This window comes from Paenibacillus aurantius (assembly GCF_032268605.1).
GTDB lineage: Bacteria > Bacillota > Bacilli > Paenibacillales > NBRC-103111 > Paenibacillus_AO > Paenibacillus_AO aurantius.
Window position 1 is genome coordinate 5,382,721 of the sequence record NZ_CP130318.1, and the last position, 23,668, is coordinate 5,406,388.

Genomic DNA, 23,668 nt, shown 5'->3' on the forward strand with positions numbered 1-23,668 from the left:
CTCTGGGCTTTCTTCTTAGAATAGAGCCTAAGGAGAAGGGAAGGAAATCGTATCTTTTCCACTGTGATATAGAATGGTTCTATACCAAGCGGCGGCGGCTGCGGGGGGAGGCGCGGTCAGGTTGTATTCCGGCTTATACAGACCGTGCTTGACGAGGAACGGCTTCAGGTTATGCTTCACGTGCACGGCCGCCATCCGGTTCTCCTTGGTCAGGAGCAAGACCGTAGGGGGATAAGCGGGGGACGGACTGACAAAAAGCACCGCCTCCGTCACCGTCCCTTGGATCCAGCGGGTATTCACCTGACGGGGCGGAGCGAGCACGATTTTGACGCCGATGCCCTCCTTCGGCTCGAAGCCCAGCCCACCGGCCGGTCCGCTGATCGCGGAAAGCCACAGGGCTGCCTCCTCCTGCAGCGCGGCCGAATCAACCAACATCTGCACCACCCCGCCCTCGCGGATATCAAACACCTCCGCTCCTCCATCCGCTTTCACCGTCTTCACGGGTAAGCCCGCGCACAGCATGGTAAGTGCCAGCAAGCATGCTATCTTTTTCATTTCTGCCATCCTCCTTTGGTTGCCCGAACTTGATGGTCCGGGTAGTTTGCCCTGGAATGGGCGGATTAACCAGCAGGATGGCCGGGTGGCCGCGAATAAGGAAGCGCACAGGAAGCCGGGTCAACCGGAGATACGGCCCGCTTTTCCAATGGGATTGGCACTGCCGGCCGAGGGGGAGGGCCGCTTCGGGATGGCCGCGAAAAGGAAAAAGGCCGCCTGCCGCGGCTTTCTCATACGCCCGCGACGGCTGCCTTCCAATAGGTCCACGCCTCCAGATAAAGCGGCAGGTCCTGGGGATGGTGCCTCAGGCAAGTGCCGATCCGGCAATAAAGCTGAATCATCATTTGTTCGACAAGCTCCGCCTCCTCCGGCTTCTCCTGTTCTAATTCCGCAGCGGCCGCAAGAAGGGTCTCCCGGCTCAAGTCATCCGGAGACGAGCAGAAGGCATACAGGAAATCGTAAAGCACCGGGCCTGCCGCCGGGCAGGGATCGATCACACCCGCTAACGCCTCATCCTGAAAAACAAAATTATGAACCCCGCAGTCCCCATGCAGCAAAAACTTCTCCGGTCCCCCGCCTTTCGGCGGCTTGGCCGCAAAAACCTTCATAAGGAGGTAATCCTCCGAGGTCAGGTGGTCCCGGATCGTTTCCCGGGCATAGTCGATCCCGCGTTCCAAATACTCCTGCCAGGTCCCGCACGGCTCCGTCGCCCAATACCCCCAGCGATCGGTATCGTCCAGCCTCCGGTAGTGGTTGAGAAGGCCCTTGGTGAGCATTGTAAGCCAGGTCCGCTTGTACCCCCTGCCCGAATAAGTCGTCCCGGGAGTATAAGAATAGACATAATAGGCTTTATCCGGTGCGGCATACAGAAACGCAGGCAAAAGTGAACTGCCGGCATAGCTTCGCAGAAACCGCTCGGCCAGCGCAGCGGAAACCGGGTCATCCGTTTTGATGACATACCCCGGCTTTTTACCGGATGTCACGAGGTACACATGCCCTTCCGTCGTCCCGCTCCGCCTGCCGGCGAGCTCGGCGTTCCAGGGCAAAATGCCCTTGGCTTGAAGCTCCTGAAGCACGGAGTCGGGTTCGAATGGCGCTTTCATGGCGTGGCTCCTTTCCGTAGCAAATGCTCCCCTACAAGTAAACCATTCACCCGCTAAATCATTAACCCCCGAAAGGAAGAAGCTTTCCTTTAATTGAAATAGCAAGCAAAACCCCGTATAGTATGACATATTGCAAGTTATTGTTCCCATTCCCTTACCAATTGGTAATTGGCACAGGAGGATACGCTCATGGAACATCCTTTTTCCCCCGATCATCCGGAACCGCCGATCGATGAGATCGACCGCCGGCTCATCAGCCTGCTGAACCAGAACGGCCGGGCTTCCTATACGGATCTGGCCAAGGAAGTCGGCCTCTCTAGGGTCGCCGTGCAGACGCGCATCCAGGCGCTGATGGAGAACGGCACCATCGAACGGTTCGCCTGTATCGTGAACCCCGAAAAGATGGGCATTGCCGTTTCGGCGTTCTTCAACGTGGAGGTCGAGCCCAAATTCCTCATGCAGGCGGCCGAGCTGCTGGCAGAGGAGCCAGAGGTCACAAGCCTTTACCATATGTCGGGTCCCAGCAAGCTGCACATGCACGGCCTGTTCGTGAGCCACAAGGAGATGGAAAGCTTCCTGCAGAACAAGCTTTACCGGCTCGAAGGCATCACAAGCGTGGACTGCCAGGTGCTGATCAAGCGGTACAAAAGCCGTATGGGCATGAGGCTCTAACCCATGCCCGGAAAGGATGCCAGCATGAATGACTCTTACCCAGCCTTAACCGCGGCCATGGTCCGCACCGGCGTCCTCGGCTTCGGCGGCGGACCCTCGACCGTCCCGCTCTTCCGCCATGAAGCCGTGACCCGCTACCAGTGGATGACGAACGAAGAATTCGCCGAGGTGCTGGCGATCGCCAACGCCCTGCCCGGCCCCATCGCCACCAAGCTGGCCGCTTATATGGGCTACCGGCTGAGGGGCACAGCGGGCGCGGCACTCGGCGTGATCGCCCATATTCTGCCGACCTGCGCGGCCATGGTCATTCTGTACTCGTTTATCTCGTTCTTCCAATCCTCCCCCGTCGTGTCGGGGATGATTGCCGCCGCGGTTCCCGTCGTCGCCGTCATGCTGGGCCAGATGGCGTATGAATTCGGGGAGAAGGCGGCCAAAGGGCTCGGCCTTTACGCCGCGCTTGCCTGGGGAATCGTCGCCCTGCTCCTGCTGGCCGTCATCCAGGTTCATCCGGCGGCCGTGATTGTGCTTTTTCTCCTGTACGGCTCGGTTCACCATAAGGTGATGGACAAATGGCGGGCCAGGAAGCGGCCGGCGGAAGGAGGAAGTGACTCATGATGGATATCCTCCGGCTGCTGCTCGGATTTTTCCTGTCCAACGTGTTCGGGTATGGCGGCGGGCCCTCCTCCATTCCCCTGATGTACCAGGAGATTGTGCCCCACTACCAATGGCTGACGGCCACCGAGTTCTCGAACATGCTCGCGCTCGCCAACTCGCTGCCGGGCCCGATCGCCACGAAGATCGCCGCTTATACCGGTTTCCAGGTCTCCGGCTGGACGGGGGCGGTTGCCGCGCTGGCGGCCACCGTGCTCCCTTCGGCGGCCGCCCTTATTCTGCTGATTAAGCTGCTGCAGAAATATCGGCAGTCCCCCGTCGTGAAGGGCATGACCCTCTTCGTGCAGCCGGTCATAGCCGTGATGATGATCCAGGTGACCTGGCAGAGCTCCCGGGAATCCCTGGCGCAGATCGGGATTGTTCACTTTGCCCTTCTGGCCGCGGCGGCCTACTGGCTCATGCTGCGCCGGAAGGTTCATCCGGCTTTCGTCATTGCCGGGGCTTTTCTATATGGGGGGCTGTTCATCCGCCTGTAAGCCTGGTCTCTATTGACCATTCGCATGAATTTTGCCGCCCATCCAAGTTACCGGGCCTGCGCCTTGGGCAAGACTCGACCAGGTCTCCGCCCTATTTCTCCTCCGGATGATACACGGAGCCGGTGAAGAGCCAGGCTCCGGTCTGCCGGTCCTCAATGGCGAGGAAGAACGGACGGTTCACAACCATCGTGAACGGCGTGTTTGGTGGGGGCGCCGACCCCGCCTTCATGACCGACGTGACCGCGGCAGCCTCCGTTCCCTGTTCGTCCACCTTGAGATACGTCTTGTGCTTCACTTGGCTGATGTAGAGGCCCTTGGAGCCTTCCCCCAACTCCGTGAATTCAGCTTTGCGGGGATCAAAAGCCACTCCCATGCCCAATGCGGTCAAGGAGTCGTTCAGCTTGCGGTCGAGTTCCAGCTTGAAGCGGGGAAGCCGGATTTCCCCCCGGCTGGTCTCGAACGTTTTTTGCCATGGAGACGCATCCGACCACAGCTTCTCATGCAGGGCCTCCAAGGAGGAGCCTTCCCCCGGAAGGATCACGAGCATATCCATCTGCCCTTCGCCGTACGGAAGACGGATGGCCTGGAACCCCGTTTCTTCCAAGTATTCGTAGCTCCCCGACCGGGCCATCATCGGCACGTTCACCGTGGAGCCGCCCGGAAGCCGAAAGCTCTCTTCCTTCGTCCGGGACGGGGAGAACTCGTCCTTCCAAGTCCCTTTGAAATAGATGGCGTTGATCAGCACCATCCTATCCTGCGGACTCAACCCGTCTACGATGACCGGGATCTTTCCGTTCGTCTTGTCCTTGACCCAGCGGTTGATCGTCGGGGCAGCGTCGGCTTTGCTGAAGTCCAGCTCTTTGACGTAGGCATCGTAATACTCGCGGTTGGTCTGCAGGAAGCTCTTGGAGAAGGTCAGCCCCTTCTTCGTCCACACGGAATTCGCGATGTTCAGCTGGATCCCTTTGCCGCTCTTCTCCAGCAGCTCCTTCATCGTCCGGTTGCCTCCGTTGACCTGTTCCGGCTTCCACCCTTCCCAGCCCAGGGTCCGGCTCATCGCCTCCCGGGTTTCCCCGGCGCTTCCGTTGTAGGTCATGGCGAGCGCCATGGAGACGCTGACCGGCGAGAGGAAGACGTTCTTCTCCTTATCCTCTTGAACGAGCTGCCGGTGAAGCTTCAAGCCAAAAGCATTCTGGGCCTTCACGACGGCCGGATCCAGTGCGGCAGCGGCTTGGGCTCTTTTTTCCATGGAAATGCCCTCTCCCTTCATCCCGCAGGCAGTCAGCAGCACCAGGCATGCGGTCAGCAGAGCCGGCCCTGCCTTACCCGGCAGCTTGGCGGCCGGCGTGCCTCGCTGGCGCAGGCGGGACAGGCCCGACAGGTACACTAGGAAACGGAACTTCTTTTGCGGATTAGGGACGGAGCTTGGTCTGGTCATGATCGGTTCCCCCTTTTACGGCCTCTATATCTTCTAGACGGGAGAAGTCCGCTTAAGGTTTCAGCTCACGCCCGCCGTCTCATGGATAATGGCCACAAGAGTCCTCAGGGCATCTCCATTGTCCCCCTCGGCCATACGGAGCTTGAACTTCGTCCGGTTCTCGTACAGCTTCGTCACTTCCCGGACCAAAGCCTCGGGAGTCAGGTTCTCCTCCTGCAGCACCTCCGCATAGCCCGAGGCCCGGAACGAGGCCGCGTTGAGCAGCTGATCCCCCCGGCTCTGCTCCTTGGAAAGAGGGATCAGAAGCATGGGTTTCTTGAGCGCCCGCATTTCAAAAAGAACGTTCGCTCCCGCCCGGGTCACCACCACATCCGTCATGGCCAGCACATCGGCGAGCTCCTCCTTGAGGTAGTCGAACGGCCGGTAACCTTCTGCAGGAGCAGAGGGGGCGGGCTTACCTTGTCCTTTGCCGCATAGATGAACGACTTGAAAACGGGCAAGCAGCTCTGGGAGGCAGGAGCGGACGGTTTCATTGATTTTGTGAGAGCCGAGGCTCCCTCCCATGATGAGCAGAACGGGCTTTACCCGGTTGAATCCGCAAAAGCTCCTCCCCCGCTCGGCCTTACCTTCCTTCAAATCCGGACGGACAAGGGGGCCCACATAATGGGCTTTGCCGGCAGGCAGGTGGGAATTCGTCTCGGGAAACGTCGTGCAGACCGTTTGGGCAAGCGGAATGGCCAGCCGGTTGGCGAGCCCCGGGGTCACGTCGGATTCGTGGATCACGACCGGCACCCGGTTCAGCCAGGCTCCGATGACGACGGGAACCGAGACGAAGCCGCCTTTGGAGAAGAGCACGTCGGGCTTGCTCCTGCGGATAAGGGAGTAGGCCTGCAGAACCCCGCGGCCGGCGCGGAAAGGATCCTTCAGGTTCTGCCAGGAGAAGTACCTCCTGAGCTTCCCGGTCGAAATACCGGAATAAGGAACATCCCCCAGAGCGGTGATGAGCTCCTTCTCGATTCCGTTCTCCGAGCCTATGTATTCCACGGACCAGCCTTCCTGGCGGAAGCAGGGGATCAACGAAAGATTGACCGTCACATGGCCCGCGGAGCCTCCTCCGGTGAAAATGATTTTAGGCATGGGTTCTCCTTTTCTTTAGAAAACATTTATCTGGGTTCTCAAGCCGATGTTCACCAGGCTGAACAAGCTTTCCCCGTTGTAATAAGCCTGCCTTACCTCCAGGTGCCTATATGACCTGAAAGTGCGTACTTCCCGGCTGGATTCCATTGCGGCAGAATAACAAAGAGGCTTCATAAACTCTATGTTAGGGGAGTGGATATGTATGAATTCGGTAAATCATCGCACGGACAAAACGGCGCTCGTGATCGGGGCAAGCGGGGTCATCGGCGGGAATCTGGTGCGCTACCTGGAGGGGCTTCCGGATTGGACGGTCATCGGTGTTTCCCGCCTCGGGGGGCCAGCCGGCAGCCGAATCCGTTATGTGGAAGCGGATCTTCTAGACGAGTCGGATACCCGAGAGAAGCTGGCGGGCCTGACGGAGGTCACCCACGTGTTCTACGCCGCCTACCAGGACCGGCCGACCTGGGCCGAGCTTGTTCCTCCGAATCTCAAGATGCTCATGAATGTGGTTCAAGCGGTAGAAGCGGCGGCTCCGGGGCTCCGGCACATCAGCTTGATGCAGGGGTACAAAGTATATGGGGCCCATCTTGGCCCCTTCAAAACCCCGGCCCGGGAATCCGACCCGCCCATTCTGCCCCCGGAGTTTAACACCGCCCAGCAGCGCTTCCTGGAGGAGAGCCAGAAGGGGAAGACTTGGACCTGGTCGGCCCTCCGTCCTTCCGTCGTGTGCGGGTTTGCCCTCGGCAACCCGATGAACCTGGCCATGGTGCTCGCCGTCTATGCCTCCATTTCGAAGGAGCTTGGGCTTCCGCTCCGCTTCCCTGGCAAGCAGGGGGCATTCCGTTCGCTCTTGGAGATGACGGATGCCGATCTGCTGGCCAAGGCGACGGTTTGGGCGGCAACGGAGGAGCGCTGCGCGAACCAGGCGTTCAACATCACGAACGGCGATCTGTTCCGTTGGGAGGAACTCTGGCCGAAGCTGGCCCAAGCCTTCGACCTGGAAACCGCGTCTCCGCTGCCTTACTCTCTGGAGGAAGCCATGGCCGACAAGGAAGAGCTCTGGAATACCATGGTGGAAAAGTACGGTCTTCGGCCTACCTCGTACCGCGACGTTGCGTCTTGGGGTTTCGGAGATTTCGTGTTCTCGTGGGATTATGACTTCCTGTCGGACGGTTCCAAAGCCCGGCAGCTGGGATTCCATGAGTACGTGAACACGGAGGAGATGTTCCTTCGCCTCTTTGAGGATTTTCGCCGGAACAAGATTATCCCTTAAAGCCGTTCGCCGTCCGTCCATAGCCCGCGAATCGGAACGTTTTCGGGAGCCGCAAATGCTGCACGACCAGCCCGGCCCCATGGGGAGCCGGGCTGTTTTCATCGGTATGGCTGCCGTTATTTTGTGCCGCGTGCAGCTCCCCGCCCGAAACCGCGTGGCGCCACTTACGCACGACGAGATCACAGCAAACGGGCGGCTTTAACCCCTGTGAACTGTGGAACGTATGCCTGCTAGGTGCGCCGTGCCGCATTGGGTCACGCGTGGCTTGCCGATGAAGGCATCAAGGGTTGTCGGTGCTGTTAAGGATACGGGCTTTGTCACCATATACACGCTCCACGTGCATGTCCCCCCAGCGGCAAAGAAGATGAAGAATTTCTTTAAGACTCCAGCCGTATTCCGTCAGCTCGTATTCCACCTTAGGCGGAACCTGATTGTACGATATGCGCCTGACGATTCCATCCTCCTCCAGTTCCCTCAGCTGCTGGGTCAGCACCTTCTGCGTAACAGCCGGCACAAGGCCCATCAGTTCCCCGTTGCGCTTCTTGCCGAAGGTGAGATGGAACAGCAGAACCGGCTTCCACTTGCCGCCGATTACTTCTAAAGCGGCTTCTACCGCAGTGTTGTACCTTTTGTCTGGATTCGGGACGTGCATAAAAATCGCCTCCTGCTTTACACGATACTTCCTGGAGGCCGGGAGCGCAAGACGGGTTTCAGGCATCCCTCCTCTGGCCGGCATCCGCCGTTTCCGACTTATTGCTCGAGAAGAGGGTCAAGCTTCATAGGGATTGCCCGTTAAAGAACCCCGCCTTTTCCCTACCTTTGGATTCAGCTCGTTAACGCTCCCAATCCCGGATATCCATTACCGGTTCCTCCCCAAAGCGGGGGTCCTCCAGCAGAGCAAGCAGCTGCTCCGCTGCGGTATCCGGGCTCAGCAAGCCTCCGGTTTCGTGAAGCTGAACGAAACGGGAGCGGCTTGGGAACAGCTCCTCTTCGGTCCCGCGGATCTGCGCCTGCATGGAGGTGTCGATGACACCGGGGGCGACGGAGGCGATCCTCGCTCCATGCGGCATTCCTTCTTGCTCCAGCTTCACGCAGCGGGCATGATGGTCGAGCCCCGCCTTGGCCGCGCCGTAGGTGCTCCAGCCGGCATAGGGCTTGCGTGCCGCGCCGGAGGAGATCTGCAGGATGCGCTTGTCCGCCGCCAGCTGCTCGGTCAGGCGAAGGAAGGCCCCCGTGAGCAGCAGCGGCGCGGTCAGGTTCACGGCGATGTGGCGGGCGACGGCTTCCGGATCGTTCGCCTGGGCTGGCCCGATCGGCTCCAGCACGCCGGCGTTGTTCACGAGCCGCAGCCTGGAGGCGCTGCTGAAGCCGGCCCGCTCCAAGCCCGGCTTCAGCAGCGCTTCCACCCCATCGCCGGCTGCCAGCTCGGCGAGGTCCGCCTTGATCCACTCCAAGGCGACGCCGGCCGCCTCCGCTTCCCGGTCCAGCACCGTGCTGCGCGTGCGGGCCAGGCAGAGGAGCACGTTCCCCGGGCTCAACAGACGCAGGGCAAGAGCCTCGCCCAGCCCCCGGGAGGCTCCGGTTAAGATGTAAATGGTTGACATCGTAGTCCCTCCTTTATGGTATCTCCACTGTAGCGTAAACGGTCCGATCAGGAAAGGCGACCATGGAACACAACGGAGAGCCATTCCCGCTGCTTCCCGGTGGATCTTTCCGTTACGGCGAAAAAGCCGGACAACGTCCGGCCTTCCTTATGCACCGCCCCCATCCCCAATTGATTCGGCACATGGGGATGGAGAATAGCCGCTGCCTGTCTAGTCTGGTCTGGTCTGGTCTCCCTGATTCTAGTCTGAGTAACGCCGACGTAGGTTTTGGCGCCAATGAATCTCGTTAAGATCTATTTACTCCACCCTCGTGTTCTCTTACCCAAGGCCGCCATCATTGGCCTATCGGCCGTTACTTCTTCATCTGGCAAACCAAAAGGCGGTTCCCGTCCGGATCGAGCAGCGCCATTTCCGATAAATCCGCAAAATGGTTCGGCTCGCCCGCCAGCTCAAACCCGTTCTCCCGAACGTAAGCCAGTGCGGCTTCGAAGTCAACCGTATCGAAGTAGAACAATTCGGGATCCTCCCGGCCCTGCAAAAACCGGTTCTGGTCCAGCAGCAGCACCGCTCCGCGGGTGACAGGTACGGAATGGACGGACGGATAGTCCGTCCTCTCTTCCGCCGGTAACCCGAACAGGCCGGCATACCAGCGGGCGGCGGAAGGCATGTCTTTCACATCCCCGAACACCCCGCCGATCCGGGCTTGAATCGGACTGCTTCCGATGACGGCCGACTCGTTGCCGGCCGGGTTAGCACTCCAGCAAGCCATGAGAGCATTACCTTCCGGGTCCCGGAAGTTGAAATACGCCATGCTGCCGTGCCGCTCCGGCCGGGAGAACGGCTCTGCCATCTCGCTTACATAGCGGTATGCCTCATCAATGTCCCTAGCCGGGAGCATAAAACGCGGCTTCATCTCCTCCCGCCAATCCGGATTTTGCCGGTTGGCCGAGTTGGAGTCGAGGATGAGATGCGTTCCCGGCAGCTCGAACCAGTACACCGGCCCGCCGTTCAAACGCTCCTCCAGTAAAGGGAGCCCCAGCAGCCGGCTGTACCATTCGGCCGAGCGGCGAAGGTCCGTCACATGAACGAAGACGCTTGCCACGCGGTTCTCCAGCGGAGCTTCCAATGCCCGCCGGACCGGAATCCATAGCTCCATGACCGATTCCGGGTCAAAATTGCCCTTATACCGGTCATCGTAGTACTCCAAATCCGCCCCATCCGCCCGCACATACCCGGACTGCGGCAGCCACTCGTCATAGAAGTACCGATAGGCCACCCGGATGTCATCGATCACCCCCTGCCGGGTAATCACGGCGTACAGCGCGCCAGGTAACGATACGGAATCCATCCCTTCCGGGACCTTCCCTAATCGGGATACACCAACCGCCGCCATGTAATCGAAGGGGCCTCCCGGCGTGTCGTCCGGACCGAAGAGGTTCAATCCATAGGTTCCGCCGGCATAATGAGGGATTTCCCCCACCCGTTCGCTGAAGCGCGGCCACAGCCGGGAAATCTCATTCTGCGAAGGCGGAACCGGTTCGGAGGGATCGAAGCGGACTTTTTGGCCTACCGCTTGAAATCCCTCCTTCCACATCACTTGAGTGCGAACGATTCCTGCTGCCTGCGTCAAGCCGAATCATCTCCTTCTCTTGTTTAATGCCGTTGCTTGTTTACCTGCTTAAACGAATCTTGTTACTATTCCTCCTCCAGAAGCCAGTGGAACCAGCGTCCGTGGCCATCCGTCTCCGCCATGATATTCCGGTACTCTTTCCCGTCCAGATAATAATCCAGGTGCAGCCGACCATCCTCCATGTTGTTGTACAGATGGACGAGACTTCTTCTTTTCCCGATCATGCGAAGGTGCTCCCTCAGCTCCGCCTTATCCCCTGCACTAAACTGATTCGCCACATGGGTATGGAACACGCATAGAACGGCGTCGTCCGGCATTCCCGCCGCCAGCTCCGGCAGAAGCCGCATCGCATGGCCTTCGCGGAGGTCAACGGGGTGCTCGTTAAGAAGGCTGGCTCCCCGCTTCAGGTGCTCCAGCCGCTCGGTATGCTCCGGCCAGATTAAGGCGCTTAACCAGAGTCTGTCCTCCGGGTCGCGAAGATCATTAACATGCAGATCGACTCCGATTCTTGCTTTTACGGGAGGAGGGTTGATAAGGAGACAATTTGGCCGCTTCCCCCGAATGTCCGACTTCAGAAGCATGGCAGAACCTGCTTTCCCATATACCGCTCCCCCGCCATAATCGTACCCGTACTCATCCCAAAGCAGCTGCAAGCCGGCGCTGGTCCCGAGCTCCAGCAAAGCAAGGGGCTTCCCAAATCGGGCATAGGCCCAGCAGAAGGCCGGGTACAAATAAGCGCACCGCCTTACCTCATTGGTCTGGACCAGCTTCGTTTGCAGGAGAGGAAGGATCTCGCCGGCATTCTCCAGGCAAAACCTCCGAAAGAACGGATAAGCCTCCCCGGGCTCCCCCGGCTGATCCGTAAGCGTGCGGTAGAACCCCGCCAGCCCGCACCGGTCCTTTCCCTGCAGGAGCAGGTAATGAGCAGCAGCAAAAAGAAGGTTCGGGACCGGCTGTCCCGGCCGGGCATGAGAAGCCAATGCCAGCATTTCCGGATCGCCGGCGACCGCCGCAGAAAGCCGTTCGTATAATCGGCTAGACCCTTTGCATTCCTCGGTAAAAGCTCTAAACGTTTTCGCCGCTTTGGCCATATCCACGATCATCCCTCCGCCAACTGAGATACCCTCATTGTAAGCGGTGGTTTCAATAAAGGAAACTTTAAACATTTGATCAGTCGATATAAATTATTTATCAGCATCCATTAGAGAAAAACGGTTAACGACTAATCATAAGGAAAGTCTTCCCTCCCTGTTTTCCCAAAACCTAAAGGGCTCCTATGTACTCGTTCAGATAGGCATTGCGGAACTTGCCCTCTGGGTCATTCTCCCGTAGGAGCTTTCTAAAATCAGGAAGCTTCTCGTAAAGAGGCTGCAGCCGGGCCGGGGACATGGTGAACAGCTTGCCCCAATGCGGGCGGGCTCCGAACGGAGCCAAAGCCTCCTCGATAAGCGGAAGCACTCCCTCGACTCCCTTGCTGTCCGGCTTCCAGGTAAAATGAATCCCCGCTGAGTCCTGCTTGTAGCAGGGGCTCATCCACAGGTCGTCGGCGGCTATGGTCCGGATCTCGCTAGCGTGCAGAAGAGGCGCGATCTGCTCCCGCAGCCGGTTCACAGCGCATAGAGCCTCATAAGCCTGCGCCCGGGGAACGAAGAACTCGCTCTGCAGCTCATCTCCGACGCTTGGAGTAAACTCCATGCGGAAGTGAGGCATCCGCTCATGCCACGGTCCCGGAATCCCCAGCTGCTCGCTGCAATTCTCGGCCGGGCATCCCGGCAAGGGATGAAGGGTCTCGGTGGCTAACCTCGCACCGTAAAACTCCGGCCCCGGCTTCCCAAATTCTTCGGCATCGGCGTGCTTCCGCTTGATCCACACCTGATGGAAGCTGGAGTCCCTCCAGTCCGTAAAGAGGCTGACGCTGTAAGCGTATCCGAAAATCTCCTCCAAATGGGTTTCCAACCTATCGAGAGACAGCCCTTCGTAAAGGACCTGGCTCATGTCAAAGGTCGGACTAACCTCCAGGGTCAGTTCCGTGACGATCCCGAGTCCCCCCAGGTTTACCACCGCCCCGGCAAAGCCTCCGTCCGGCTGCTCTCGGGTGTACATGACCTCTTCCCCATCGGCCCGAACGATCTTCATGGCCCGGACGGCCGTCGCCAAATTCCCATTCCGGTTTCCGGAACCGTGGGTAGCCGTTGCGCAAGCTCCCGCCACCGTGATATGCGGAAGGGAAGCCAGATTGGGAAGCGCATACCCGTTCTGGTGAAGATACCGGCACAGGTCCCCATACCGGATCCCGCCCTCCACCGTGACGAGATTACGTTCCCGGTCCAGGTTTTTTACCCGGTTAAGCTTTTCTAGGGAGAGAAGGCTCTCGGAATCGGCGATCCCGTTGAACGAGTGCCGCGTTCCAAGAGCTTTAATCCGCCTGCTGCGGGCGACGATCTCCTGAACCTGCTCCGCCTTATCGGGAACCATAATTTCCGAGGCGCTGTACCGGTAGTTGCCGGCCCAATTACGATTGTCAGGCATATCCTGGTCTCCTTATCGCGGCCGTATGTAGGAAAGAGTGCTTTTCCCGGCCAAAAGTTTAGGATAGCGCAAAGCACTATTAAAACGGATGATACCGGAAAGACTCCAGTCTCGTCCAGCCAAAAGGGCTGAGAGGTCTTTCGTCTCTTACCGCTTGCGCACCGGATAAAGAATCGTAAAGCGAAACGTGCGAACCGCCTCATAAGGAACCGTCAGCGCATTAACCGGCTCAAGCGGAACCGTCTCCAGGCCGAGCACCCCCGCCCGGGTATCCAGCTCATACTCCTTCGAATCCCGGAGCCAGGCGAAGACAGCATCATATACGCGCCACATATGCTCCTCGTCCCCATACACTTCCGCGGTTACACACCAGCCCCCGCCGATCTCCAGCCTTTCTACCCCCTCCGGCACATCACCGAATTCGTCCACGGCGATGCCGACCCACAGGGTGTCGACCGACCCGCTCCACTGTTCCTGGGGGATAAAAACATAAACCGACGGACCAGCGGATAGACGAGAATCGTCCAGCGGAATCCGGGCCGTCAGCTCGCTCCACGCTTTTCGGGTTCCGCTCTTGTCCGGTGTCATCGGGGTCCGCACCGCCAGCGCCCGGAACGGCTGAATTTCCGTCAATCCGACGGTAATGGTCTCCTGCATACTCCTTTGCCTCCTTAAAAAGGATCCATGCCGGTTTCGTTTCAAGGATCCGTTTTACAAAAGATTCCATACCTAGAATACCGAATATATGTTCGCTTGTAAAGTATTACAAACGGGAAATCTTTCTCTATAACCAGACTCTCCTCTAGGACGCCCGGCCGGGTATGCGATAATAGGCTCAGAACCACAAAGAGAGGCTGGGATGTGCCAAAATGAAAGCCTATACCATCCGAAAAATGCGGCAGCCGGACGATTATGCGGCGGTTGCGCCTTTGGTAAACTTGATCTGGGCGGAGCCGACTACGGCGGACCGGCTGCGCGAGGATGAGGAGAAGATCCCTCCGGGGAAGCTGCATTACGAGGAGGGCCGGCTGATGGGCTGGGACCGCCCGAAGTGGGTGGCCGAAGACGAGACGGGACAAGTGATCGGCTATGCCACCGCTTGGCGGGCTCCCTGGACGGAACCGGGAACCCTGCAGCACACGATCGTCGTTCATCCGGACCATCGGGGAAAAGGAGCGGGTACCGCGCTGTATGAGACCGTCCACCGGTGGGCGTCCGAGGTCCGGGCTTCGCGCTTTATAGACTATTTGCGGGAATCGGATCTCGAATCTCTGGCCTATGCGGAGAGAAGAGACTACAAGAGAGAACGCCATACGTTTGAATCGGTGCTCGACCTGACCTCTTTTGATGAAGGAGCGCTGCGGGAGACGATAGACCGTGTCAAGCAAAGCGGCATCTCCTTCGTGACGCTCGCGGAGGAGCCCGGAGAAGAGAACGAACGGAAGCTGTACGAGCTGTACAAGGTGACGAACTTCGATATTCCCGGTCATTCCGGGGGATACCCTTGGTTCGAGGAATGGAAAAAATGGAGCCTGGACCAGACCGGATGCCGTCCCGAATGGATGCACATCGCCAAGGACGGCGAACGCTACATCGGCGTCGTCACGCTGGTGCATATAGAGCAGACAGGAGCCATGTACCACGAATTCACTGGGGTGCTCCCCGACTACCGGGGACGCCGGATCGCGCTCGCCCTTAAGCTGCTCGCCATTCGGACGGCTCGCTCGTTCGGCGCTCCGTATTTGCGCACGCACAACGACTCCATGAACGCCCCCATGCTGCGCATCAACCGGGATCTGCTGGGCTTCCGGGCGGAGAAGGGGCTGTACAAAATGGTGCGCGAGCTAAACGGGTAACCCGTCCTTCAGCGCTAAATGACCGTTCCGATAATGGCGACCTGCACAGCTCACCGAGTACGGCGTTTGGCTCCTCATGCCCGTGGCCTTATGTTGATAGTTGACCATAAAAAAACCGCCTTATATGAAAAGGCGGTTTTTTGAGCTATCTTGCCCCGTTAACGAAGTGTCCCCTGTCATCTAGGATGACGTTGGGGACAGCCATTTGTGTTCATCCGCCCCATTTACTTCGCGGCCGCAGCCGCCTTAGGGCTGTCCGACCTGAATACCGGTCCCGTTCATGCTGATATAGATATAGCCGTCGGGACCGATATCGATTTTGTACGGGAAACTGACGTTGGCCCGGTAGTAGGCATCCGAAATATCAGTCAGCGTTGTGCCTTTGTCTGTCGAGCGGTAAATCCGCGCCTGGGTCGTGCCGGCCGACCGGCTCGTTACGTAGAGCACGCCGTTCGCGTCCGTCGTGATCGGTCCCGCGAGAAGCGGAGTGGCGGTCAACTGCACGGGAGTCAGCGTCCCTCCGTCGACCGAATTCGTATCCGCATTGTCCAGCCGGTACAGATTGTCGAGGTAAGAGACGTATAGGGTGCCCGGCGAGGTGGGATCGGCGGCGACGTAACCCGTCATGTCCGTCTCGCTGTTGATCGTCCAGATGTGCGTCCACGTTCCGCCGTTGTCGTTCGACCGCCATACCCCCGTCTCCCTGTCAAACATGTATACGGTGTTCGAGCCGCTCGGCCAGGAGAAGACAGCCGAATTGGTCTGCTGGTCGTAGAGCGCCGCCGTTTCGCTGATCACCTTGCTCCAGGAGGTGCCGGATTTCTTCCACAGGCCTCCGTTCTGGATGGCGCCGAGCACGATTTTGCCGCCGCTCGCGATCTCGTCAACCCCGTAGTTGTCGAAGGAATACGCAATGGAATTCGCGTAGCTTCCGTTCGCCCCCGCTCGCAGTCCGTTCTTGCCCGCGATGGCGATGCGGTCCGTTGCCGAGTCGGAATACGTATAGGTCCAGGTCGTCGGCTCCTCGGTGCCGTCTTTCCAAACCCGTACGTTCAGGACTACAGGGTTCGTACCCTTCACTTCATATCGCATCCAATATTTGGCTCCCGCCGTATAGGAAGCCGCAACAGAGAGCTCGGTTCCGAGCGATACCGTAACGTTGTTGACGGTCTTTTGCGCCTGAATCAACACGGCACCGGTTGAGTCGTTCCGTAGCCGGAAGCTGTAATAGTCCTTGATGCCGTTGCTCATTCGCGCGAACGGAGCGCCGAAGACGTCGCCTGCCGTCGGCACGCCGTCCCAAGACAAGGAAACGAGTCCGGCTGTGTCCTGAATAGCGGTGCTGCTGTTCAAGCGGGAGTAACGGTTCGCGGTCGAATTCACCAGAATCTTGCCTACGCCGCCGCTTACGCTGAAGTCGGTTGCGGCTCCGCCCGCGTTCGTCCAGGCTCCGCCAGCCTCAGCTGTCCCCCAGCTGCTTGCTGAGGTGCGGATGAAACTGTCGCCGGCGGTGCGCTTGTTGTAGTTCTTGACCGCGACGCCCGCCACGTAGCCGGCAAGCGATCCGGCCGCCGTATCGATGCCTTCGTCCGTCCAAGCCGTCCCGGCGGCCGGGTCCGGATTGGAAAAGATTTTGTTCGCGTCGCTTTGAGACAGGTAAACCGTCCCGGGGGAGGTCGAATAATCGAGGAAAATTTCGTTCCCATCCTTCGTGCCGAGACCTGTCACATTCCCGTTCACGTGGGCCGTCCGATCTTTGGAGTACAGGAATCCCCAGTCGGTCGCGGGCCAGTAGACATGACCCACGCTGTTCTTGTCCGCGGCGATCGACCGGTTGAAGGTCACGTTCATATTGTGCACAAGCGGGTACCAGTCGTATTTGCCGTCCGCCGCCTTGGTGCCCTTCCATACGCCGGATCGTCCGGATACGAAGATCTCGTCGCTGTTGGACGGATTGACGGTGATGTAGGCGGCGCCGTACGTGTTGCCGCTCATCATCGAGCGGGGGGAGAAGGTGGACAGGTACCAAGTGTCGCCCGTCGGTCCGCCCATCGTGTAATTGATGCGTCCGGAGGGAGTCGTGGAAATGGAAGTCCACGTGGCGCCGCTGTCTATGGATTTCAGCACGCTCTCTCTCTGCCCGGAGGTATTCTTCTGCCCCTGCCAGGCGCCCACATAAATCGTGTCGTTCGTACCCGCAACCCCATCAACGGACATGTAAGTCGTCTGGTCGGAACCCGACCATGGCGTGGTGAGCAAGCTGGTCCAGGTGCTTCCGCCGCTTGTGACTTTATAGACTTTGCCATTGGTACCGTCCTGACCGGCCGCGTAGAGATTGCTTCCGATGAATTTCATTTCCTCGATGTCCGCCGGTCCGTTCGTAAGCTTGGAGAAGGAGCCGTTTCCGCTCGTCACATTCGCGGAAGTCCGCGCCGTCGTCGTTTTGTAAACCCCGTCCTTAGAAGCCGAGGTGTAGAGAGTGTTCTTGTCGTTTGGGTCGATTGCGATCGTCCGGAGGTATTTGCCCACAAGGCCGATCGTGGCCCACGTGTTGGTGGAAATGGTGTAACGCATGACCCCCTGCTTGTAGGTCGCCACATACAGGTAGCCGTTCGCTTCATCGAGCGCGATCAGATTGCCGGTGGAGCGGGGATGCGGGCTGTACAAGCTGTCCGCCGGGTCGGTGTTGCCGCCTGCGAACTGCGGGATATTGGACAGCAGCGTCCACGAATCGCCCTTGTCGCTCGAGACGTAGAGGCCGCCGTTCTGGCCGAATCTGCCGGTGGCGGCGTACACCTTGCTGCCGTCCGTCTGGGACCAGGCGAGCGAAGCGATCTGGATCTGGTTCTTCTCGGTAAAACCGTTGTTGGAGGGCGTCCAGTTCACACCCTTGTCGGTTGTCTTGTGAATGCCGGAAACGTCCGCTCCGTCGATCAGCAGATTGGCGTTGGTCGGGTCGACCACAACGACACTCTGCCAGCCGGAGCCGTCCAGCCCGCTCGGTCCGAACGAATTGGCGTCCGCCAGAGACGAAAAGCTGAAACCTGCGCATGCCGTCAGGGAGACGAGCAGTATCTTTCCGGCTTTTCCAAGCTTCGCAGTAAATTGGATTAACATGATTACCTCCTGTGGTTGATAGATTCGGAGTCTGGACCTGGTATCCTATTCGTTCACATCCTGCAGAAGCTCCGCTCTTCGAGCGGCGGTTCGGCACTGCCGCCGATCACCTCCCCCGCTTTCAATGTAAACGGATTGACCCCCGATCTCTATACAAAAAAGCGCATTTCCTATAACAAAGCGGCTTTGTTTTGTTTTTTAAACGTTAAGACAAAATTAACATTCTCCGGCGCGTGAAACGGCCAGATTTCGGTTGCCGGTCCGCCATTTTTTTTGCCATAATAAGGATAAGGAAACGCTTTCGGGAGGGATACGCCATGAAGCTCGCCAGCCGGCTGAACACAGTATTCTACAAACTCATCATCTCGTACAGCCTCCTTGTGCTGGCCACCACGTTCACCGTAGGCGCCTCGTTCTATTTCTACTACACCTCCCGCTACAACGACGAAGTCACCAAGGTGGCGGAGCAGCTGCTCGATTACCAGCGCAAAATCACCGATGAAACCGTATTCCTCAAGACGGAAAATCTGTATACGGGCATCGTCACGAACCGCAGCAGCAACAGTGATCCGATCCTGTTCCTCTTCGACGAGCCTTATCTGGGGAATCAGGCCAAAATCAGTGAAGCGCAGCGTGTGCTGCAAAGTGTGGTGAAGACGAACGCCGATCTGGTGCAATCGATCGAAGTGTTCTTCCGCCGAAACCGGATGACCTTGTCCTCCACGAGCGGCGTCACGTTCCTCCGTCCGGACGATCCTGTCCCACTGGAGCGGTGGTGGAAGCCGGCGCCCGGCACGAACCGAAGCGCCCAATGGGTGCGGGAGCTTCCGGCGGGTGCGGATGAAGCCGATACGCTGTTCATCGGGTCGTACCCGTTCAACCTGCCCGGCAACGAAAACAAAGGCCTGATCGCCATCCATCTGAAGCCCGGGGCGCTGTACACCGTGCTGCAGGATTCCTCGCGCAATACCCCCGGAGCCGTCATCGTGATTGATTCGACCGGCGAACGGGTGACCGATTCCCAAGATGCGTCCGCGCCTGACGTCAAGCTGATCGGGCAGGTGATGGAGAGCGCTGCGGATCACGGGCATTTCCTTCATGCCCTGGATGGGGTCAAAACGATGGTGTCTTACACCACCCTGAGCTCCAACGGCTGGAAGCTTCTCAACATTACCGCCGTCGACACATTCTATAAAGGGCTGCAGAACATGCAGCGCGTGCTGGTTCTCGTGACGCTTGGAGCGGTTTTTCTCGGCCTTGCAGCCGCTTATATGTTCACCTTCCGGATGTACAACCCCTTGCGGAGAGTACTGGAGAAGACTCGTTCGCTCTTCGGCGAAACACCGCAAACGCCGGGCTCCGCCCTTCACAACGAATACGCCGTCCTCGATCATGTTATCGACAATCTGTCCGTTAAAGTAACCGAGCTGGAATCGACGCTGGACGTCAGCCGGCCGCTGATTCAATACAACCTGGTGTCCAGTCTGCTCCAAGGAACGATCGCCGATGCCGCAGAGCTGGAGGAGCGGCTGAAGCTTCTCCAGCTGAATATGGAAGGAATGTGGTTTACCGCCGTCCTGATCAAGCTGGATTCCCGTGAGTTCCGGCGGCTCAGCGTGGAAAATCGCCAATTTGTCACGTACAACCTAATCAAGGAAATGGAGAGGCTGAGCGGCGCCCAGTCCCTGTGGCTCGCCATTGAAGCGCCGGGCAGCGGGATCGGGATTTGGGCGGCGGCAGGGGCGGCGGCGCCCAACAACGCAAGCCTGTATTCTTCGCTGCGTCAGATTGCCGAATATGCCTGCGACAACTTCACGGCGAATCCGTCCATCTCGATCGGAGGATGGGTGGCTTCGCCGCTTGAGCTGCAGCGTTCCCGCCAGCAGGCCGAAGAGCTCATGAGATACGGGTACTTCCTGCCCGAGGCGGACCTGCTCACGCCGGAAGCCCTCCTGCAGCGCGAAGCCTGCGGCGAGGCGCTTCCCGGGGATTGGGCCGTCCGGCTCGACAAGGCGCTGCGAAGCGCCAGTCAGTCCGACGTCCGGTCGGTCCTGGACGAATTCGCCACCGCCAGCCGGGAAGGCCCCTTCTCCGCGGAGGCGTGCCTTGCGTGGACACGGGAGGCCATAGCCATCTTCCACCGGTATGTCAAGGACATGCACTGCTCTTCGAGCGACGTGCTGAGCCCCGAAAGCCAGGCGGCATTCGCCGAGCTGTTCACGGCGGATCAGTTCGTCCGGTGGTTCGAGCAGGCCGCAGCCGCTGCCTTCCGCTACCTGGAGGAGCGGGGAGCGAACCGGCATACGGAGATCATCGCGCGGGTCAAAGCGTACATCGTCCAGCATCTGGAGGAGGACCTGTCCCTGAATCTGCTGGCTGATCAAGTGCAGCTGAGCCCCCGTTACCTCGGCAAATTGTTCAAAGAAGAGACGTCCATGAGCTTCGTGGATTACGTAACCGAGGAGCGCATGCGAAAAGCCCGAGACCTGATCGTCTCGGGCAGTCAAACCATCGAACAGATTGCCGAGGAGGTCGGCTTCCACTCTCCCGCCTATTTCATCAAGAAATTCAAGGAAACGTTCGGCATGACGCCGAAAGCCTTCCGCCACGCCTACCTGATGCAGGCGGAAAGCCTCCCCCGCGAGAACGGGATCTAATCCGCCTGGACCTGCGACGGCCGTTCGTTAACGATCGCGTCCAGCGGACCGTAATCCGCTGTGGCCACCGTCAAATATTTGTTGAAGATCGTATCTTCATAACGGAACGCATTCTCCCACATCAGCCGGTACATGTCCCGCTTCACCGGCTCCAGCGCTTCCAGCTCCGCTAGATTGGTCAGCTCATAGGGATCGGCGTGCAGATCGTACAGCTCGTCGATGTCCGTCGGGTGATAGACGAATTTGTACCGGTCCGTGCGGACCATCCGGCTCGTATGGTAGACCTCGACCCCGTCGCACTGCGTATACATGGACGTCCGCCAGCCGGCCGGCTTCCCGTTCGCAAGGAACGGCAGCAGGCTCCGCCCGGCGCAGCGGGAGAGCGGCTCGACTCCCGCCGCTTCAAGCAGCGTCGGCGCCAAGTCGGCCAAGGACACGAAGGCGTCCTCGCTGCGGCCGGGATGCGCCATCCCCCCGGGCCAGCGCATGACGCAGGGCACCCGGTAGCCTTCCTCGAAATGGCTGAGCCCCTTGGCGTACAGACCGTGCGCGCCCGCATGCTCCCCATGGTCGGAGAGGAACAGCACGAGCGTGTTGTCCTGCATCCCGCAGCGCTCCAGCGTCTCCAGCACTTCCCCAAGCATGTCGTCCATCATGGTGCAATAACCCCAGTAATGCGCGATCGATTCGCGAACCTCCGACTCGTCCAGCTGGTCGAAATTCCGGCGCATTCTTCGGTATAGACCGGGTTTATCCTTCAATGAATCGCGATAATTCGGCGGGAGCGCAATCTGCTTCGGATCGTACAGGCTGGCGTACGGCTCCGGCACGATGAACGGATCGTGCGGACCCGTCGTGCCGATGTACAGGCACCAGGGGCGGTCGCCGCCCTGCAGCTCCTCCAGCTGTTCGATGCCGCGCCGCACGACCTGGTAATCCTCGGTCTGCTCGTAAGTGAGCGGTGAGGTTCCGTACAGCTGCACATTCCCCCAGCCCGGGCGGACGATCTCCCCCCTATGCCGCCCGCGCCCCGCCTCCTCTCGCAGGACGGGCGCAAGCGTCGGCCACGTCTCCCGGCGGACGCCCATGTAAACGTCCGTCCCGGCTTTGACACTGAGCTCCTCCCATCCGCGGTCCCTCGGGTTCTCCGTGCCAGAGACGTGCCATTTGCCCGTGAAAAACAGGCCGTAGCCGGCGTCCTTCAGCTTCTCCGAGAAAGTCTCGGTTCCAGGCTTAAGGCTGCGCCCGATCGCCTGCTCGTTCGAGACGTTATTGTGGATCCCATGCTGCGAAGGATACAGGCCAGTCATGAAGCTGGCCCGCGCGGGGCTGCAGTGCGCCATCGGCGGATACACCCGGCTGAACGAGAGGCCTTCGGCAGCGAGACGACGCACATGAGGCAGCCTGCATGGATGGCCGGGCTGCACGACCTGCGCCTGCTGCTGATCCGTCATGAAGATCAGAATGTTCGGCCGGCTGACAGAGCCGGCCTCGGATGGTTGCGTCACGATATTCCCCTCCTGTACGGTTGCTCCGTTCGTTGGATCGCCCTCCCTATCGGCAGCTTAGTCCGCCGAGGCATTCGGGAGCGGCGCCGTTTCGATCTCTCGCAGCTGCTCCTCCTGAAACCGGTGGGCCTTGTCGTTCTCCTCCTCCGGCGAACAGATGCGCCGCAGCTCGGCTTCCAGCTCCGCCGCTTTGGCAGATTCCCGGTCCCACAGGTTCACGAGCTCCTCCGGATCACACTCCAGGTTGAACAACTGATGCGGCCCTTCCATGTAGTACAGGAGCTTCCAGGCCTCTTTGCGAATCATGTAGGCGCCCGACCGCGTGCCGTGTCCGTGGTATTCCGCGAAGACCACGCGGTCCGGATCGTCCGCTTCGATGTCCTGCAGCGGACGGCCGACCCAATCCTCGGGGCGTGCGGCGCCCACCGAGCGGAAGATAGCGGCCTGCACGTCGTGCAGGTCGACCGGCGTGCGGACGACCGCGCCACTCGCAAAATCCGGTCCGGCCGCGATGCAGGGCACGCGCGCGGACGGCTCGTAGAGCGAGCATTTCCACCACATGCCGAATTTGCCCTGCATGTCCCCGTGATCGGAGACGTAGATCAGATTCGTGTTCGCCGCGAGGCCGGTCTCCTCCAGCTTGTCGAGCAGCCGGCCCAGCTGGCGGTCCACATACGTGACATTGCCCAAATACCCCCGCCGCAGCCCGCGGATCTGCTCCTCGGTGAACGCCTCCGTCTGGAAATGCTCCCGCAGGTCCCGTGCATACGGGTGCCCAGCGGACTCGCCATTACGCTCGGACGGCGGGTATGCCGCTCCGTCGGCTCCGTCCTCGTATAGGTTCCATAATTCCTCCGTGTTCCACTGCGGAAAATGGGGGTTCAGGATGTTCACCGTCATACTCCAGGGAACATCCAATGTCGGGGCCTTCTCATCCAGCCACAGAAGCGCATCCTCAATGACGGCATTGTCACCGTCGAAAGCGTCCGCTCGGACGCCGAAGTTCATGGCGCGGGCGGCCGCGCCCTGGCGAACCGCCAAGGGCCGGCGGCGGAAATTCAGGTCGCCCTGCTTCTTGCGGTTCTTGTTCAGGCGCATCTCGGAAAAGCCGAGTGCCTCTCCGGGGTCATACACGTCTGCTTTGCCGATGTGGGCCGTGTAGATGCCCTGCTCCCTTAGGACGGAGCCGTAGGACGGATGCCCGCCCTTAACGTGAATCCGGCAGTTCGAGTAAGTCTCCAGCTCGTGTACCCTGCGGCCTGACATGAAGGCCGACCGGGCCGGCATGCACAGCGGCGAAGGGCTGTACGCGCTGGCGTAAACGGTGCCCATCCGGGCCAGCCGCTCCATATTCGGCGTTCGCACGGACGGGTGCCCGTATACCGACGAAATGAAAGGATTATGCTCGTCGGACATCAAAATGATTATATTGCTCATAGGC

General features: G+C 59.5%; 20 protein-coding genes. 6 read left to right on the forward strand and 14 right to left on the reverse strand.

Annotated features, from left to right (window positions below; genetic code table 11):
* Positions 1-27 precede the first annotated feature (27 nt).
* The gene (locus MJA45_RS24300) at positions 28-555 is read right to left on the reverse strand and encodes a hypothetical protein (RefSeq protein WP_315604480.1); all 528 of its coding nucleotides are present in this window, start codon (positions 553-555) and stop codon (positions 28-30) included.
* 230 nt (positions 556-785) lie between these two features.
* Positions 786-1,658 carry a phosphotransferase gene (locus MJA45_RS24305; RefSeq protein ID WP_315604481.1) on the reverse strand — a complete coding sequence of 291 codons (873 nt, stop codon included), beginning with the start codon at positions 1,656-1,658 and terminating at the stop codon, positions 786-788.
* 189 nt (positions 1,659-1,847) lie between these two features.
* Between MJA45_RS24305 and MJA45_RS24310 the strand changes: the two genes are divergently transcribed.
* The 3 genes from MJA45_RS24310 to MJA45_RS24320 are packed head-to-tail and all read left to right on the forward strand — an operon-like array spanning position 1,848 to position 3,478.
* On the forward strand, positions 1,848-2,330 hold the full coding sequence (locus tag MJA45_RS24310; RefSeq protein ID WP_315604482.1) for a chromate efflux transcriptional regulator ChrS: 483 nt from the start codon (positions 1,848-1,850) through the stop codon (positions 2,328-2,330).
* Between the two features lie 24 nt (positions 2,331-2,354).
* The gene (locus MJA45_RS24315) at positions 2,355-2,945 is read left to right on the forward strand and encodes a chromate efflux transporter ChrB (RefSeq protein ID WP_315604483.1); all 591 of its coding nucleotides are present in this window, start codon (positions 2,355-2,357) and stop codon (positions 2,943-2,945) included.
* A complete protein-coding gene (locus MJA45_RS24320; RefSeq protein WP_315604484.1) occupies positions 2,942-3,478 on the forward strand; it encodes a chromate efflux transporter ChrA in 537 nt (178 codons plus the stop codon). The genes MJA45_RS24315 and MJA45_RS24320 overlap by 4 nt, the downstream gene beginning before the upstream one ends.
* Before the next feature lie 91 nt (positions 3,479-3,569).
* Here the strand turns inward: MJA45_RS24320 and MJA45_RS24325 are convergent, their stop codons facing one another.
* Positions 3,570-4,916 (reverse strand): serpin family protein, encoded by a 1,347-nt coding sequence (locus tag MJA45_RS24325; RefSeq protein ID WP_315604485.1) that lies wholly within the window; start codon positions 4,914-4,916, stop codon positions 3,570-3,572.
* A 60-nt stretch (positions 4,917-4,976) separates the two neighbouring features.
* Positions 4,977-6,053 carry an undecaprenyldiphospho-muramoylpentapeptide beta-N-acetylglucosaminyltransferase gene (locus MJA45_RS24330; protein WP_315604486.1) on the reverse strand — a complete coding sequence of 359 codons (1,077 nt, stop codon included), beginning with the start codon at positions 6,051-6,053 and terminating at the stop codon, positions 4,977-4,979.
* 202 nt (positions 6,054-6,255) lie between these two features.
* Between MJA45_RS24330 and MJA45_RS24335 the strand changes: the two genes are divergently transcribed.
* A complete protein-coding gene (locus tag MJA45_RS24335; RefSeq protein WP_315604487.1) occupies positions 6,256-7,326 on the forward strand; it encodes an SDR family oxidoreductase in 1,071 nt (356 codons plus the stop codon).
* On the opposite strand, the gene MJA45_RS24340 is transcribed toward MJA45_RS24335, so the two are convergent.
* From MJA45_RS24340 to MJA45_RS24370, 7 genes are all read right to left on the reverse strand, one after another.
* A complete protein-coding gene (locus MJA45_RS24340; protein WP_315604488.1) occupies positions 7,316-7,498 on the reverse strand; it encodes a hypothetical protein in 183 nt (60 codons plus the stop codon). The genes MJA45_RS24335 and MJA45_RS24340 overlap by 11 nt on opposite strands.
* 108 nt (positions 7,499-7,606) lie before the next feature.
* Positions 7,607-7,978 carry a winged helix-turn-helix transcriptional regulator gene (locus MJA45_RS24345; protein ID WP_315604489.1) on the reverse strand — a complete coding sequence of 124 codons (372 nt, stop codon included), beginning with the start codon at positions 7,976-7,978 and terminating at the stop codon, positions 7,607-7,609.
* A 181-nt stretch (positions 7,979-8,159) separates the two neighbouring features.
* Positions 8,160-8,930 carry an SDR family NAD(P)-dependent oxidoreductase gene (locus MJA45_RS24350; RefSeq protein WP_315604490.1) on the reverse strand — a complete coding sequence of 257 codons (771 nt, stop codon included), beginning with the start codon at positions 8,928-8,930 and terminating at the stop codon, positions 8,160-8,162.
* A 352-nt stretch (positions 8,931-9,282) separates the two neighbouring features.
* The gene (locus tag MJA45_RS24355; RefSeq protein WP_315604491.1) at positions 9,283-10,560 is read right to left on the reverse strand and encodes a GyrI-like domain-containing protein; all 1,278 of its coding nucleotides are present in this window, start codon (positions 10,558-10,560) and stop codon (positions 9,283-9,285) included.
* Positions 10,561-10,625: 65 nt separating this feature from the next.
* Positions 10,626-11,660, reverse strand: coding sequence for a DUF2332 domain-containing protein (locus MJA45_RS24360; RefSeq protein WP_407083172.1), 1,035 nt, complete (start codon positions 11,658-11,660; stop codon positions 10,626-10,628).
* A gap of 163 nt (positions 11,661-11,823) precedes the next feature.
* Positions 11,824-13,089: an FAD-binding protein gene (locus tag MJA45_RS24365; protein ID WP_315604492.1), complete on the reverse strand. Its 1,266-nt coding sequence runs from the start codon at positions 13,087-13,089 to the stop codon at positions 11,824-11,826.
* Positions 13,090-13,236: 147 nt separating this feature from the next.
* Positions 13,237-13,746 (reverse strand): GyrI-like domain-containing protein, encoded by a 510-nt coding sequence (locus MJA45_RS24370; RefSeq protein ID WP_315604493.1) that lies wholly within the window; start codon positions 13,744-13,746, stop codon positions 13,237-13,239.
* A 212-nt stretch (positions 13,747-13,958) separates the two neighbouring features.
* On the opposite strand from MJA45_RS24370, the gene MJA45_RS24375 reads away from it, so the two are divergent.
* Positions 13,959-14,945 carry a GNAT family N-acetyltransferase gene (locus MJA45_RS24375; RefSeq protein WP_315604494.1) on the forward strand — a complete coding sequence of 329 codons (987 nt, stop codon included), beginning with the start codon at positions 13,959-13,961 and terminating at the stop codon, positions 14,943-14,945.
* Positions 14,946-15,191: 246 nt separating this feature from the next.
* Here the strand turns inward: MJA45_RS24375 and MJA45_RS24380 are convergent, their stop codons facing one another.
* A complete protein-coding gene (locus tag MJA45_RS24380; protein ID WP_315604495.1) occupies positions 15,192-18,062 on the reverse strand; it encodes a WD40/YVTN/BNR-like repeat-containing protein in 2,871 nt (956 codons plus the stop codon).
* Between the two features lie 317 nt (positions 18,063-18,379).
* Here MJA45_RS24380 and MJA45_RS24385 point away from each other — a divergent pair, with 317 nt between their 5' ends.
* Positions 18,380-20,719 carry a helix-turn-helix domain-containing protein gene (locus MJA45_RS24385; protein WP_315604496.1) on the forward strand — a complete coding sequence of 780 codons (2,340 nt, stop codon included), beginning with the start codon at positions 18,380-18,382 and terminating at the stop codon, positions 20,717-20,719.
* Here MJA45_RS24385 and MJA45_RS24390 read toward each other — a convergent pair.
* Both MJA45_RS24390 and MJA45_RS24395 read right to left on the reverse strand, forming a co-directional pair.
* Positions 20,716-22,227 (reverse strand): sulfatase family protein, encoded by a 1,512-nt coding sequence (locus tag MJA45_RS24390; protein ID WP_315604497.1) that lies wholly within the window; start codon positions 22,225-22,227, stop codon positions 20,716-20,718. The genes MJA45_RS24385 and MJA45_RS24390 overlap by 4 nt on opposite strands.
* A 57-nt stretch (positions 22,228-22,284) precedes the next feature.
* On the reverse strand, positions 22,285-23,664 hold the full coding sequence (locus MJA45_RS24395; RefSeq protein ID WP_315604498.1) for a sulfatase family protein: 1,380 nt from the start codon (positions 23,662-23,664) through the stop codon (positions 22,285-22,287).
* Between the last annotated feature and the right edge of the window lie 4 nt (positions 23,665-23,668).

Bases quoted from the DNA above. Each gene is read 5' to 3' on its own strand.
- MJA45_RS24300 (WP_315604480.1), bottom strand. From the start codon at position 555: ATGAAAAAGATAGCATGCTTGCTGGCACTTACCATGCTGTGCGCGGGC.
- MJA45_RS24305 (WP_315604481.1), bottom strand. From the start codon at position 1,658: ATGAAAGCGCCATTCGAACCCGACTCCGTGCTTCAGGAGCTTCAAGCC.
- MJA45_RS24310 (WP_315604482.1), top strand. From the start codon at position 1,848: ATGGAACATCCTTTTTCCCCCGATCATCCGGAACCGCCGATCGATGAG.
- MJA45_RS24315 (WP_315604483.1), top strand. From the start codon at position 2,355: ATGAATGACTCTTACCCAGCCTTAACCGCGGCCATGGTCCGCACCGGC.
- MJA45_RS24320 (WP_315604484.1), top strand. From the start codon at position 2,942: ATGATGGATATCCTCCGGCTGCTGCTCGGATTTTTCCTGTCCAACGTG.
- MJA45_RS24325 (WP_315604485.1), bottom strand. From the start codon at position 4,916: ATGACCAGACCAAGCTCCGTCCCTAATCCGCAAAAGAAGTTCCGTTTC.
- MJA45_RS24330 (WP_315604486.1), bottom strand. From the start codon at position 6,053: ATGCCTAAAATCATTTTCACCGGAGGAGGCTCCGCGGGCCATGTGACG.
- MJA45_RS24335 (WP_315604487.1), top strand. From the start codon at position 6,256: ATGAATTCGGTAAATCATCGCACGGACAAAACGGCGCTCGTGATCGGG.
- MJA45_RS24345 (WP_315604489.1), bottom strand. From the start codon at position 7,978: ATGCACGTCCCGAATCCAGACAAAAGGTACAACACTGCGGTAGAAGCC.
- MJA45_RS24350 (WP_315604490.1), bottom strand. From the start codon at position 8,930: ATGTCAACCATTTACATCTTAACCGGAGCCTCCCGGGGGCTGGGCGAG.
- MJA45_RS24365 (WP_315604492.1), bottom strand. From the start codon at position 13,089: ATGCCTGACAATCGTAATTGGGCCGGCAACTACCGGTACAGCGCCTCG.
- MJA45_RS24370 (WP_315604493.1), bottom strand. From the start codon at position 13,746: ATGCAGGAGACCATTACCGTCGGATTGACGGAAATTCAGCCGTTCCGG.
- MJA45_RS24375 (WP_315604494.1), top strand. From the start codon at position 13,959: ATGAAAGCCTATACCATCCGAAAAATGCGGCAGCCGGACGATTATGCG.
- MJA45_RS24380 (WP_315604495.1), bottom strand. From the start codon at position 18,062: ATGTTAATCCAATTTACTGCGAAGCTTGGAAAAGCCGGAAAGATACTG.
- MJA45_RS24385 (WP_315604496.1), top strand. From the start codon at position 18,380: ATGAAGCTCGCCAGCCGGCTGAACACAGTATTCTACAAACTCATCATC.
- MJA45_RS24395 (WP_315604498.1), bottom strand. From the start codon at position 23,664: ATGAGCAATATAATCATTTTGATGTCCGACGAGCATAATCCTTTCATT.